This is a genomic window from Xanthomonas maliensis (assembly GCF_009192945.1).
In the GTDB taxonomy this organism is placed as follows: Bacteria; Pseudomonadota; Gammaproteobacteria; order Xanthomonadales; family Xanthomonadaceae; genus Xanthomonas; species Xanthomonas maliensis.
In genome coordinates, this window is sequence record NZ_NSET01000008.1 from 1 (window position 1) to 13,367 (window position 13,367).

Consider the following 13,367-nt stretch of genomic DNA (forward strand, 5'->3'; position numbering starts at 1 on the left):
CTTAGAGCAGCCAATAAAACGACTGCGCAGCCGCCAGGCGGACGCGGCCGGTGCTCGGAATCCTCATGTACCACGCGTACACTGCGGTTCCTGCGCGCCGTCCGCGCCCACCTGACGGCTTGCTCGCTACGTAGTGTTAGCCGCTGTTAGTAATGCAGGATCGCGTCGATCATCGCCGTGGCCTGATGGCTCTTGTGCCCGCCGTCATAGGCGGGGAAGTCGTAGGCCCTCTCGTAGCGCAGTTCCGGGCGGATCTCCAGATCCTGCGATACCCAGTGGGTCAGACCGATCGTATGCGACGAGTAGCGGGTGGCAAAGCCCGTGCGCTGGCCTGCATGATCGTTGAGGACTTCGTTACGAATGGACATCATGTTGTTCGGGTTGAGCTCGATGTTGAGGTAGTTGACCACCGCATCGGCCGAGCTGTGCCCCAGCGGGAAATCCGGTGCCTCTCCCAGTGCATAACCAGGCTGGCCGGTCGGTGCATGCGACTGCGACGGGTCGGTGGCCAGCGCCTGGTTGCGCACGTACAGGTGGTAGGCCTCGGTGAGCATGTGCACGCGCGGGGTGAAGCGATGCCCCCAGGTCAGCACGAACTCCTGCAGATTGTTGTAGGTCTGCGAGGCGTGGTTGTACGACTCCACGCAGGGGTACAGCATGTCGTCATTGCTCTTGGATACCCAGCGCACGCAGGCCTGCGCGCTCAAACGGCTGGTCGCATCCCAGATCGCGCTGTCGTCGCCGCCGTGCACGCCCAGCTGCAGCATCCATTGGTCACTGAGCTTGGTGGTCGTGAGGATGCCCATATTGGTATAGGCATCGACGGTGTACATCAACGAGTGTGTCACCAGATAGTTGTTCGGCGAGAACTGCGCCTCGATGTCCGGCAGCGACAGATAGCGGCCAGCCATGATCAGCATGCCTTGCGCCACCGAGGGCAGGTACAGATCCACATAGGCGATCATCGGGTCGTTGCCGTAGATCTTGCCGTTCAAGGCGCTGTTGGGCTGCGGGTGGTGCAGCAACTGGTCGCTGGTGACGCCCTTCATCGTGGTGAAGTGGTAGTCGTAGCCATACAGATCGTCGAAGTGGAAACCCCAATCCACGTGATCGGTCTGCACCGTGTCCGGCAGGCGCTGCAGGCGGAACAGGAATTGATCGAACTCGCCGCGGTTGGGACGTGCGGCATAGGACAATGGATAGTTGCTGGTCCTGGATGTGCTGGCGTTCAATGACGGATTGATCCAGCCGTACATCTCGATGCGATGGCGCTGCATCCACTGGCCGACGTGCGTGCAGGCCAGCGACTTTTCCAGCGGGTATTGCGCATTCTCGTCGGGCACGCCGACCGGATAGTCCACACCGCCGAGCTGCCATTCGGCGGACGGGAACGGCGGCGAGGAAAATGGCGATTCCATGCCGCGCCGGGCCGGTGTCGGAGCATTCGGATCGGCTGGCTGCGCGTTTTCGCGATAGGCCGCGGCCAAGCGCGAGAGAAAACCATTGGAACAATCCGCACTGGCGGGCGTGGCCGCGACGGTGGTGCTCTGTTCCGGCGTGTCCGCCGTGGCGACCGACAGCGGAGCCGAAGCATCCGCGGCAACGGTGTTGCCGGCATAGAGCAGGGCCAGGGACGCGACTAAGGGGCGAATCTTCAGGTGCATCTCAACATCGGCTCGTGACGAGCCGTCCTCTTTGGTGTGATTGGTAGGAAAACGCACGGGGTGCGCGACCACGTGGACGCAGATCCCGTGCGGCCACGTGGCGAGTGCGGGGGGGGCTAAGCGCTCAGGCCGGGTGTTAGGAAGCACCCATTGCGTAGGTCGATGCGTAGCGGTCGTCAGCGCTGCACAGTGGCGCCGCGCCGACGGCGAAGTCCGCAATCAATGCATGCATGGCGAGTGCACCGGGATACGCTGCGTGATCGCGCCAAGCTGATCGCCATGACGCCTTCAAACCCGCATCGCCAGCAGCGACATGCACAGTGATAACCATCGATTTCATGCCCCTTGCAACAGCGGGCAAAGTATAGAAATCGCCGGATATCTTCGCTGCAAAGCGCACAGCGTTCCGTATAAAGTCTTCGTAAATTCGAGCTGGGCCGTAGCGTTGTGCATGCTTGGACCGTCGGCGCGTTGTCGAGCAGCGACGCGACCGGCTGCAGCAACCCAGTGCATGGTCGACCATGAGGCCACCAACGCGGCATGGTGCTCGCATGCGGTGACGTGGCCGCGCTGCCATGTGACGGCAGCCTGCGAGGGTCCGTCAGACGACAAGCGATGCGATGCGCTTTCGATGTCAACGCAGTGGTCATGATGGCGATCAAAGCGGTGCAGACCCCAGGGATCGCCGTGCAGCGGATCGTCTTGCGGACGCCCCGCACGGCATCGGCAGCACCGCATTGCGCCATCGTTCGACGGCCTTGTGTTGAAATGTGATAACGTATCGTTTCGTTGACACATTCGCGGTGCCATGCGCTCAGACCTTCCTGTTGCGGCGATCGCCATTGCCGATCTCCACGTCGCTTATCGCGGACGGGCGGTGTTGCGGGGCCTGGACCTGCAGGTCGCTGCCGGAAGCGTCTACGCGTTATTGGGCGGCAACGGTGCCGGCAAGTCGTCGACGCTGTCGGCGTTGCTGGGCTTCGTCCGGCCCGCCGGCGGGCAGTTGCGGGTGGACGGCATCGATCCGGTGAGCGCGCCGGATGCCGCGCGTGCACGGCTGGCCTATCTGCCGGAGAACGTGGCGCTCTACGAGCACCTGAGCGCGCTGGAGAACGCCGACTATCTGCTGGCATTGGCCGGGCAGCGCCGCAGCGCCACACAGATCGGCGAGGCCTTCGCCGCTGCGGGCCTGCAGCGCGAGGCCTGGCAGCAGCGCCTGGCGGGGTTCTCCAAAGGCATGCGGCAGAAGGTGGCGATCGCGGTCGCGACGCTGCGCGAGGTGCCGGTGCTGCTGCTCGACGAACCGACCTCCGGCCTGGATCCGCGCGCGATCGCCGACTTCAATGCCTTGTTGCGTGGTGTGCGCCAGCGCGGTGCCGCTGTGCTGATGGTGACCCACGACCTGCTGGGGGCGGTGGACGTGGCCGATCGGATCGGCGTGCTGGAGCAAGGGCGCATCGTCGAGACGATGGCCGCTGGCGACAGCGGCTTCGACGTGCGTGCGCTGCATGCGCGCTTCTCGCACCGGCAAGGCCAGCCCGCATGAGGGCAGTGCTGTTGCTGGCCCGCGAAGAGCTGCGCTTCATGGCGCGCAACCGCTCGGCTGCCATCGGTCTGTCGCTGCTGGTGGTGCTGACCTTGGTGGCCGCATTGACGGCGGCCCAACATCAGCGAAAGATCGCCGACGACCGCGCGCGCCAGCAGCAGGCCGCGCAGCAGGCCTTCCAGGCGCAGCCGGATCGGCATCCACATCGCGTGGTGCATTACGGCCAGTTCATCTATCGCCCGCTGCCGGCGCTGGCGGCGTTCGATGCCGGCGTGGATGCGTTCACCGGCAACAGCATGTTTCTCGAAGGCCATCGGCAGAACACCGCCAACTTCGGCGATGTCAGGCAGAGTTCGTTGTTGGTGCGCTTCGGCCAGCTCACGCCCGCCTTTGTGCTGCAGGTGCTGGCGCCACTGATGCTGGTGTTCCTGGGCTATGCAGCGGTGGCGCGCGAGCGCGAACGCGGCACCTTGCGCGTGCTCCTGTTGCAGGGCGTGGCGCGCTGGCAGCTGTTGAGCGGCAAGTTGCTGGCGTTGGCGGTGGTGGCAACGATCTGCCTGCTGCCGGCATTGGTCGGGCTGCTGCCGGTTGCCGTGTTGCCGGGGCAGGCGCCTCTGGTGGCGTTGCTGGTCTTGGCGTACGGCGGCTACCTGCTGGTGTGGTGCGGTCTGATCCTGGCGGTGTCGGCGGCGTGCCGACGCGGTCGCGATGCGCTGTTGATCGCGCTGGCGGTGTGGACGACCTTGGCAGTGCTGGTGCCGCGCGTGGCGCCGGACGTGGCCAGCGCAGCCGATCGCTTGCCGACGCGACTGGAAACCGACGTCGCCATCCAGCGCGATCTGCGCCGGCTGGGCGACAGCCACAATCCCGACGATCCGCATTTTGCCCAGTTCAAGCAGCAGGTGCTGCAGCGCTATGGGGTCCAGCGAATCGAAGACCTGCCGGTCAATTACAAAGGGCTGCTGGCGCTGGAAGGCGAACGCCTGACGTCGAGCCTGTTCGAGCGCTACGCCGCGCGCGATGCCGGGATCCAGGATGCGCAGAACCGCTGGGTGCGGCTGTTCGCGATGCTCAGCCCGACCGTCGCCTTGCGACAACTGTCGATGACCCTGGCCGAAACCGACCTGCGGGCGCATCTGCGCTTTCTGGCCCAGGCCGAGCACTACCGCTACACCCTGGTGCAGCAACTCAATCAGTTGCAGGCCGATGCGGTGAGTCTGGCCGACGACAGTGCACAGGATGCCGGTGCCGACCGACGCAAGCGCATCTCGGCCACGCATTGGCAGCAGATGCCGGTGTTCGCCTTTCAGGCGCCGGACGTGGCCGAGGTGCTGCGTGGCAGTCGTGCGACCGCCGCATGGCTGACGCTCTGGCTAGTGTTGGCCGCCAGCGGGCTGCTCGTGGCCGGGCGGCGTCTGGGAGCCGGGCGATGAGCGCGCTTTGGAAGTACGAGTGGCTGCTGCTGTTGCGCGCACGCGCCAGCGTCGCCGGGCTGGCACTGCTGATGCTGCTGACCGTGTGCAGCCTGCTGTCCGGCCAGCATTTCATCGAGGTGCAACGGCACAACATCGCCCAGCTGCCTGCATTGCAGGACGAGGACATCGCCGCGATACGCGCTTATGTTGCCCGCAGTAACGACGCCGGCACGGCGGCGTACTACAGCTTCTATCCGACCTGGGATCCGCCCGCGCCGCTGGCGTTCGCTGCGATCGGCATGCGCGATGTGGCGCCGTACATCCTGCGGGTGCGGGCCTTGGGACTGCAGGCGCAGATCCATGACGGCGATAGCTATAACCCGGAGCTGGCGCTGGCGGGGCGCTTCGACTACGCCTTCGTGCTGGTGTTCCTGCTGCCGCTGTTCGTCATCGCGGTGTTGTTCGATCTGCAGTCGGGCGAGCGCGAGGCCGGCCGCGCGCGCATGCTCGCGGCGTTGCCAGGCCACAGCCGCGGATTGTTGCTGCGGCGCGCGGTGGTGCGCGTGCTGGCGCTGTGGCTGTGCGTGGCGCTGCCCTTCGTGCTGGTGGCGCTGTGGAACCCGGTGCCGTGGTGGCAAACACTGGCGGTCGTGGCGTTGGCCGCTGGCTACCTGGTGTTCTGGGCGGTGTTGGCGCTGCTGGTGGGCCGCCTGCCGTGGCGGCCGGCCGCGCATGCGATCGGCTTGGCCAGTTGCTGGGTATTGCTGGCCCTGGTGGCGCCGGCGCTGGCGCACGTGGCGATCAACCAGGCGGTGCCGGTCAACCAGGGCGGCGAGATCGCCCGCCTGCAACGCGAGGCGGTCAACCGGGCCTGGGACATCCCGCGGCAGGCGACGATGGATGCGTTCTACGCACGCTATCGGCAATGGGCCGGCTCCGCACCGCTGACCGACGCGTTCCATTACAAGTGGTACTTCGCCTTTCACGACAACGGCGACCACGCGGTGGCAGCACAGGTTGCCGCCTATCGGCGAGGATTGCAGCGTCGCGAGGCGCTGGCCCGGCGCTTGGCGGCGGTGTTGCCCCCGGTGGCGATGCAGGCGGCGCTGACGCGTCTGGCCAGGACCGATCTGCAGGCGCAGCTGGCCTACCAGGATCGCATCCACGCCTATCACGCAGCGCTGCGCGGCTTCTATTACGGCTATCTGTTCCGCGATCGCCCTTTCACCGCCGATGACTTTGCCCGCGTGCCCCGTTACGATCCGCAACCTGTCGACGACTAGCGCAATGCACGCCTGTCGGCTTGACAGGGGGCGGCCCGGCATCGGCGGGGACCTGGACAGCCACCGTCGACCCGACGGCCGGGTGTCGCATAGGCGCCGACTGCATGGCTGATGCGGTGATTGCATGCAGCCAGGCGTCACGGCGTTTGGATGGGCAGGGGATGCGCGCAGTCGCCGACCGCCGTGCATCTGGCGATCACGCCACCCGTAACGCGTTGTCGTCGTACCCGCTGGTCTATCCACCCCGTCATCCCGCGCCATCGTAGTGCGCGGCCCCAGGAGTCTTTCCGCATGACCGCGTCGTTGCTTCGCCCCCGCCTGCCGGGCGCGTTCTCCCTGTTCGCTGCCTTGTTCGCCGTCTCCACGCCGGCGGCGGCCGACGCGCTGCAGGCGCGCGACCTGGATACCGTGCAGGTGCGCAGCCAGCAGGTGCCGTACCGGGCGCTGACGATCACTGGCGCGACCAAGACCGAGGCGCCGTTGCGCGACCTGCCGATCAGCGCGCGGGTCCTGGATCACCGCCTGCTGGAGGATGCCGGCGTCACCGATCTGGCCGGTGCACTGCAACTGGCCAGCGGGATCACCAAGGCCAACAACTTCGGCGGCCTGTGGGACAGCTATTCGATCCGCGGCTTCACCGGCGATCCCAACTTCAGTGCGGACTACATGGTCAATGGCTTCAACGCCAGCCGCGGCTACAACGGTTTGCGCGATGCCGCCGATACACAGAGCGTGGAGGTGATCAAGGGGCCGGCGTCGGCCCTGTACGGGCGCGGCGAGCCCGGTGGTGCGGTCAACATCGTCACCAAGAAGCCGCTGTTCCAGCCGCAGCACAGCCTGGATCTGTCGGGCGGGCGGTTCGACAGCTATCGCGCGGCGTTGGACACCACCGGCCCGCTGAGCGAGGACCTGGCCTATCGGCTCAACCTGATGGGCAAGGACCAGCACAGCTTCCGCGACACCGTCCAGACCCATCACACCTTGCTGGCGCCGTCGCTGCTGTGGATGCCCAACGCCGAGACCACCGTGTCCTACGAGCTGGAAGCCTTGCGCATCCACACCCCGCTCGATCGCGGCGTCACCGCCATCGATGGCGATGCCAATCGCCTGCCGGCCTCACGCTTCCTCGGCGAGCCCGGCGACGGCGACATCGCGCTGCGTTCCACCGGACACCAGCTGTTCGTGGTGCATGGCCTGGGCGAGCGTTGGTCGTTGCAGGGCGGGGCCAGCTACCGCGACAGCGGTATCCGTGGTTTCTCGACCGAGCCCTGGTCGTTGCTATCCGATGGCCGCACGCTGCGGCGCGAGCGCCGCTATCGCGATTACCAGGGACGCGACCTCGCTGCCCGTGCCGAGCTCTTGGGCAACGTGCAGACCGGCACGCTGCTGCACCGGCTGTTGTTCGGCGTGGACGGCAACCGCTTCGACGATCGCCGCTTTCAGCAACGCGCGCGTTCGGCCAGCACGCCATACAGCCTCGACGTGCTGGCGCCGCGCTACGGCGTGGCGCGTCCGGGCACCTTGGCGACCATCACCGACACCGATCAGCTGCAGCAGGTGTGGGGCATCTATGCCCAGGACCAGATCGATCTGAGCCAGCGGTGGAAGGCCTTGCTCGGCGTGCGCTACGACCACTATCGCCAGCAGCTCGACGATCAATTGCACGGCGGTGCGCAGCAACTGAGCGATGGCGTGTTCAGTCCGCGTGCGGGCGTGGTATTCGAACCGACCGCCGCGGTGTCGTTGTATGCCAGCGCGGCGGCCGGTTTCCGCCCCAACAGCGGCATCGGGGCGAACGGACGTCAGTTCGCGCCGGAACGCAGCCGTTCGCTGGAGACCGGGATGAAGTATGCGCAGCCCGACGAAGGCCTGGAGGCCACGCTGGCGGCGTTCCGCATCGACAAGAAAAACGTGCTGGCGCTGGATCCGGCCGATCCGGCCTTCTCGCTGCCGGTGGGTGAGATGCGCAGCCAGGGCGTGGAACTGGACGTGCTGGGACGTCTGACCCCGCGGCTGGCCACCTCGGTGGGCCTGGCGTATACCGACGCAGACGTGACCCGCAGCTCCACCGCCGCGGCGGGCACGGGGCTGGCGCAGGGCCGGCGCTTTCCCAATGTGGCGCGCCTGTCCGGCAATGCCTTCGTCAATTACGAACAGCCCTTGAGCGGCAGCCGCAGCGCCGCGCTCGGGCTGGGCGTGATGCACACCGGGCCACGTTTGGGATCGGTCGATACCAACACCGGCTTCGTGCTGCCGGGCTATACGGTCTGGCGCATGGTCGGCCATTACGACCTGAGCGAGCGGCTGCGCCTGTATGGCCAAGTGGAGAACCTGACCGATCGCCGTTACGCCGCGTTCTCCTACAGCGAACAGTGGGTCTATCCCGGCACGCCGCGCAGTTGGACGCTGGGGGTGCGGCTGCGCTTCTAAGCGGATGCTGGCGCCGGCAGCGGGCTGCCCGTGCGCTGGCCAGCTGCGCTCAGCTGCGTCGGCGGCTGCCGGTGCCGCGCCCGCGTGGACGGGCGGCGCTGGCCACGGCAGGCCGTTGCTGCGGCGCCAGCGCACCGCCGGTGTGCAGCTGCTCCAGCCACGCCAGTGCATCGACATAGGCAAGAAAGTGCTGCAGGTAATCCGGCGAGCGCTCGCGCATCAGATCGATGCAGCGCTGCACCAGCACCGCCGAGTTGAGCGGACCGGCATCGTCGGGAATCTGCTGCAGCGATTGGCGCACCTGACTGGCGGTGCGCACGCTGGCCCAGGTCTGGCGAAAGCTGTCCAGCGCCGGCAACTCCGGGAACGCATCGGTGGCGCCGGGGAGCGCGGCCGGTGCCGGACCGGCGTCGGCCTCCAGCGCGGCGGCGTGCTCGCGCAACTGCGCCACCAGCGTCGCCAGCGACGCGTGCGCGGCCCGCGCCGCGGGCGTCTCGGTGGCGCGCGTGCGTGCAGCGTCCACGCGCTCGGCATAGCTGTGCAGGCGCGCCGCCAAGCGCTGTTCCACCTGCGCGCGTGCGGGTCCCTGCAAGGCGTCGGCGCGCCGGGCCAGAGCCTGCAGCAGCTGGAACTGCAACGGGTCCACGGTGTCCTCGCCCTGTGCCTGCCAGTGCGCCAGCCGTGTCTGCGCGTCCTGCAGCGTCATGGCGTGGCCGTCGCCGGACGCGGGCGCGGCACCGGGGCGATCTCCACGCGGCGGTTGCGCGCACGCCGGGCTTCGTCGGTGTTGGCATCGACCGGCTGCTGCGATCCGAACGCGGCGGCGAACACCGAGCTGGCCGGGACGCCGTCGGCGATCAAGGCGCGGGTGACGGTGAGCGCACGCTGCGCCGACAACTCCCAGTTGTCGGCATAGCGGCGATTGCTCTCCAGCACCGGGCGATCGTCGGTGAAGCCGCTGACCATCAGGATCTGCTCGCGCGAGGTGAGGTACTGCGCCAACGGGCCGGCCAGGGTTTGCAGCAGCGCACGGCCTTCCGGCTGCAATTGATCGGAGTTCAGCGCGAACAGCACATTGCCGCGGATATTGATGCGGCCATCGACCAGGGTCACTCGCCCGGCCGCCAGCGGCCCGGCCAGCGCCTGCTCCAGGCTCTTGCGGCGCTGTGCTTCGGCCTGTTGTTGTCGCAGCGCTTCGTCCAGCCGGCTGGACAGTTGCAGCTGCATGCCGATGACGCCGACCAGGATCAGCACGAACGCCCCCAGCAACACCGACATCAGGTCGCCGAAGGCGGCCCACACCGGCGTTCCTGCGTCGCCGTCGACCTCGATCTCCTCGCTCATGCCTTCTCCGCGGCGTTACCGCGGCGGTCCTCGAGCTGGCGCAGTTCTTCGATGATCTGCTTTTGCGAGAGCATGCTCAGGTCCACCACCTCGCGTGCCTGCGCGACGTAGTAGGCCAGCTGGTCGTCGCTGCGCGCCAGCGAGGCATCCAGGGCACCGGCGACCTGTTGCAGATGCGTATTGAGCGTGCCGGTGGCGGTGCCGAACAGCTCCACCGCGCTCCCGAAGGCCTCGCCCAGGCTGGCCACTTCGACCGCGCTGCCGGTGACCTGGGCGGCGATCTCGCCGAGTTTGCCGGCCTCCTGGCCGATCTGCTCGGTGAGCTGGCTGCCGACGCGCTGCAGCAGGTCGGCCGAGGTGGCGACCAGCGCATCGACGGCCGCGCGCTGTTCGGTGGAGGCGTGGTTGACCGCATCCAGCAAGGTTTCCAGCGTGGCCAGCAGGCGCGTGCGTTCTTCCAGCATCGCGGTATCGCGCACCATGCTGTCGGACAGGCTCTGGCGCAGTTCGGCCACCACGTCGGCAGCCGCGCGCGGCGCCTCGGCGGCGACCTGCAGCAGGCGCGCCACTTCTTCGATGGTGGCCTTGGCCTGCGCCTGTGCCTGCGCGGCCAGCTCGGCCGCGTCGTTGGCCAGCGATTGGCATAGCGCCTGTTGCTGCTGCAGCACCTGCTCGCCGGTCTGCGTCCATTGCGTGGACAACTGCTCGCCGAGGGCGGCCAGGCCGGCGTTCCAGCGCGTGAGTCGCTCGGCATCGCGCGCTTCCAACGCGGCCTGCAATTCGCCGTGGGTCTGCTGCAGGGTCGCGACCAGCGTGGCGGCATGCGCATCCAGGCCGGCGCCGGCCGCGCTCAGCGTGGCCTGGTGCTGGTCGACCAGCGCGGCGCTGGCGGCGTGTTGCTGTGCCAACGCCTGGGTCCAGGCCTCGGCGGTCGCGGAGCTGGCGTGCTCCAGGCGCGTGGACACGGCATCCACCAGCGCCGCTGCACGCGTGTCGAAGGTCGTGGCGAAGCCGTCCAGCGTGCCTTGCAGGCCTTCGGTCAGCGCCTGATGGCTGTGCTGTTGCTCGCGCACCGCGGCCGTCCAACTGGCGGTAGCGCGCGCGGTGCTGTCGGCAAAGCTGGTCGTGAGCCCCTCCAACTGCTGCTGCACGGCCTGTTCCACCTGCTGCCGCAGGCGGCTGCCCTCGTCACTGGCCTGTGCCAGCGCCTCCTGCAGTTGCGCGTGCTGCGTTTGCGCGGCCTGGCGCTGCTCGGCGAGCGCGCTGGACCAGCTGTCGACGAGCGTGCCGCTGGTGCGCTGCAGGCCACTGTCCAACGCCTGCAGCTGCTGCTCGATCGCGCTGTCGATGCGTGCCTGCACAGCGCCGGCGTGCTGGGCGATCTGCTCCAGGGTGAGCTGCCACTGCGCCAGCGACGCGTGCTGGTGCCGCTCCTGCGCCGCCAGTGCAGATTGCCAATGGGTGTCGGCGGTGTCGGCGCTGCGCTGGGCAGTATCGGCCAGCATGGCGAGCTGTTGCTGGGTGGCTTGCTGTAGTTCGGCCTGCAACGCGGCGGTGCGTTGATCGGTCTGCGCCAGCGCGGCCTGCAGCTGATCGCTCAGCGCCTGCTGGCTGCGTTGCTGCGCCTCGCGCACGGCCGCGGCAGTGTCGGCGGCGGCGGCGTTGGTGGCCTGCATGCCCTGGCTGATCGCCTCCAGCTGCCGTTGCACGGCGTCATCGAGCCGGCCCTGCAGTGCGGTGGTGGCCTCGGCAATGCCGGCCATGGTGGTCTGCACGACCGGCTGCAAGGCGGCCGTCAGCGCATGCGCGCTCTCGGCCATGCCAGCGTGCAGCGACTGCTGCAGGCTCTCGGCCAGCCGCGTGTAGGCCGCTTCGGTGCGGGCATGGAACTCGGCCTGCTCGGCCGTGCGGCGGGTGTCGTTGGCCGCGCCCTGCGCATCCAGTTGCGTGATCAACGCCTGTAGACGCTCGACCAGCTGCGGCAACGCGGCGGCCTGCTGTTGCTGCAGTTGCAAGGCCTGGGTGCGCTGATGATCGGCCGAATACGCATGCAAACTGGTGGCGATGCGTTGATCCAGCCGCTGCACCACCTGCACGCGCTCGCGGCGGCACAGCGCCGACAACAGTCCCAGCATCGCCGAGGTGGCGACACCGGCAATGGAGGTGCCGAAGGCGAACGCCAAGCCGTCCACCGGAGCCGCCAGCGAGCCGCGCACCGCCTGCAGATCGGCCGCGCTCTGCAGCGCCAGCCCGGTGCCCTTGAGCGTGGCCATCATGCCGAGCAGGGTGCCGAGCATGCCGAGCAAGACCAGCAGGCCGACCAGGTATGGCGTCAGCACCGGCGCGGGCAGGGCAGCGCGCTCGCCGCGCACCCGCTGCCGCACGGCCGGACGCAGGCCTGGGTGCAACCGCTCCAGCCAGCCGTCCAGCGTGGCCGGTGGTGTCTCCAGCGCATCGACGGCTGTTTCCAGCGTGCCGGTGGCCTGCCGGTAGCGATACAGCTCCAGTGCGCCGACCAAGTAGCAGGCGGCAATGACCGCGGCTACCGCCGCGCCGAGCGGATGGCTACCGAGGTAGCCGATACCGACCCAGCCGACGGCCAGCAGGCCGAGACAAAACACAAGCGACAGCACGATGGTTCTCAACATGATTTCCCAGTCAGCGGGTGCGAAGCGCTGCGGACAGCGCTTGGATGGGGTGAAAGCGGATGTCCAGCTCGGCCAGCAGCACGCTTTGCAGGTCCTTGCGGAACAGCTCCAGCCAGGCATCGGAGCTGGCGCGTGCGGCCTCGCTGGCGAGGCGCTCGAAATGCAGGCCGAGTAGGTTGGGGACGTGATTCAGCAGGCTTTGTTCGCGCGGGCTCAAGGTGGCTTCCATGACGGCATCCACTTCGGCCAGCCGCGCCATCGCATCCGGGCGGGCTGCCAGCAGATCGCGCAGGCGCCCGCGCAGGTCGCCGGTGGCGGTGCGCATGGCCCGCTGCATCGCCAGATAGTGCTGGCGGAACGGCGCGTAGTCCGGCGTGCCGGTGGCGGTATCGTCATCGGCCGCCGCGGCTGCCTGCGCGCGCGCGCGCCCGACGATCGCCTCCAGCTCGCCCACGCAGGTGCTGGCCAGGCCAGCGCGACTGCGTTCCCAATCCGGTGCCTCGCTGGTGTCGACGTCGGTGGCCGGGTCGATCGCCGGCAGCCGGCCATCCAGCGCCTTGGAGACCGCCACCGCGCGTGTCCAATCGATCCAGTCGGCCAGCCGGTCGGCCAGCGCCAGCGGCGAGGGCGCGATGGAGGCATCGGTGAGGCGCGCCAGCAGGCGAATGAACGCCGGGCCCGGCAGGGGCGCCCGTGGAGCAGCTTTCGCCATTGTTCCGGTCAAAGACCGCGCATTTTACACGCCTGCGCGCAGGGTTCGCGGCCCGCCCGGATGCCGTTCATCCACGCGCGTCTGGTGCTGCGGCCAGGGTCAGGTAGCTGAAGACTGCTGCACGGGGCGCAACTGGCGATGCAGGGTGAAGCACGCCCTCCGATGCGACCGCCGGCCCGGCCCGGCGTGGCTCGCGGATCGCTCGCGTGGCGGTGCGGAGCAGAGGGGACCCCGATCGCCGCCTTGATCGGCGCGTGGCGTTGGCGGTGGTCATCGTCGGTCCGATACGGCTGTAACCTTCATTGACAGCGAGCGAGCCCATCAG

At 68.2% G+C, this 13,367-nt stretch carries 9 protein-coding genes and 1 other RNA gene; 5 read left to right on the forward strand and 5 right to left on the reverse strand.

Translation table 11 applies throughout. The features are described from left to right. Nucleotides 1–65 precede the first annotated feature (65 nt). Nucleotides 66–142: non-coding RNA, sX9 sRNA (locus tag CKY51_RS02635), on the forward strand. 4 nt (nt 143–146) lie between these two features. Here CKY51_RS02635 and CKY51_RS02640 read toward each other — a convergent pair. Next, nucleotides 147–1,664: an outer membrane beta-barrel protein gene (locus CKY51_RS02640; RefSeq protein WP_152248842.1), complete on the reverse strand. Its 1,518-nt coding sequence runs from the start codon at nt 1,662–1,664 to the stop codon at nt 147–149. Between the two features lie 808 nt (nt 1,665–2,472). On the opposite strand from CKY51_RS02640, the gene CKY51_RS02645 reads away from it, so the two are divergent. The 4 genes from CKY51_RS02645 to CKY51_RS02660 all read left to right on the forward strand — a co-directional run bounded on the left by CKY51_RS02645 (nt 2,473) and on the right by CKY51_RS02660 (nt 8,338). Beyond that, on the forward strand, nt 2,473–3,210 hold the full coding sequence (locus tag CKY51_RS02645; protein ID WP_022972329.1) for an ABC transporter ATP-binding protein: 738 nt from the start codon (nt 2,473–2,475) through the stop codon (nt 3,208–3,210). Beyond that, a complete protein-coding gene (locus CKY51_RS02650) occupies nt 3,207–4,643 on the forward strand; it encodes an ABC transporter permease (RefSeq protein WP_022972328.1) in 1,437 nt (478 codons plus the stop codon). The genes CKY51_RS02645 and CKY51_RS02650 overlap by 4 nt, the downstream gene beginning before the upstream one ends. Beyond that, nucleotides 4,640–5,908, forward strand: coding sequence for a DUF3526 domain-containing protein (locus CKY51_RS02655; RefSeq protein WP_022972327.1), 1,269 nt, complete (start codon nt 4,640–4,642; stop codon nt 5,906–5,908). The genes CKY51_RS02650 and CKY51_RS02655 overlap by 4 nt, the downstream gene beginning before the upstream one ends. Nucleotides 5,909–6,199: 291 nt before the next feature. Continuing rightward, complete coding sequence (locus CKY51_RS02660; protein WP_022972326.1) at nt 6,200–8,338, forward strand: TonB-dependent siderophore receptor; 2,139 nt, start codon at nt 6,200–6,202, stop codon at nt 8,336–8,338. Between the two features lie 49 nt (nt 8,339–8,387). On the opposite strand, the gene CKY51_RS02665 is transcribed toward CKY51_RS02660, so the two are convergent. The 4 genes from CKY51_RS02665 to CKY51_RS02680 are packed head-to-tail and all read right to left on the reverse strand — an operon-like array spanning nt 8,388 to nt 13,042. Further along, complete coding sequence (locus CKY51_RS02665) at nt 8,388–9,044, reverse strand: DUF2894 domain-containing protein (protein ID WP_152248843.1); 657 nt, start codon at nt 9,042–9,044, stop codon at nt 8,388–8,390. After that, complete coding sequence (locus CKY51_RS02670) at nt 9,041–9,682, reverse strand: OmpA family protein (RefSeq protein WP_022971693.1); 642 nt, start codon at nt 9,680–9,682, stop codon at nt 9,041–9,043. The genes CKY51_RS02665 and CKY51_RS02670 overlap by 4 nt, the downstream gene beginning before the upstream one ends. Next, nucleotides 9,679–12,330 carry a DUF802 domain-containing protein gene (locus CKY51_RS02675; protein WP_022971694.1) on the reverse strand — a complete coding sequence of 884 codons (2,652 nt, stop codon included), beginning with the start codon at nt 12,328–12,330 and terminating at the stop codon, nt 9,679–9,681. Before CKY51_RS02675 ends, CKY51_RS02670 begins: the two co-directional genes overlap by 4 nt. A 10-nt stretch (nt 12,331–12,340) precedes the next feature. After that, nucleotides 12,341–13,042 carry a DUF3348 domain-containing protein gene (locus CKY51_RS02680; RefSeq protein WP_022971695.1) on the reverse strand — a complete coding sequence of 234 codons (702 nt, stop codon included), beginning with the start codon at nt 13,040–13,042 and terminating at the stop codon, nt 12,341–12,343. Nucleotides 13,043–13,367: the final 325 nt, after the last annotated feature.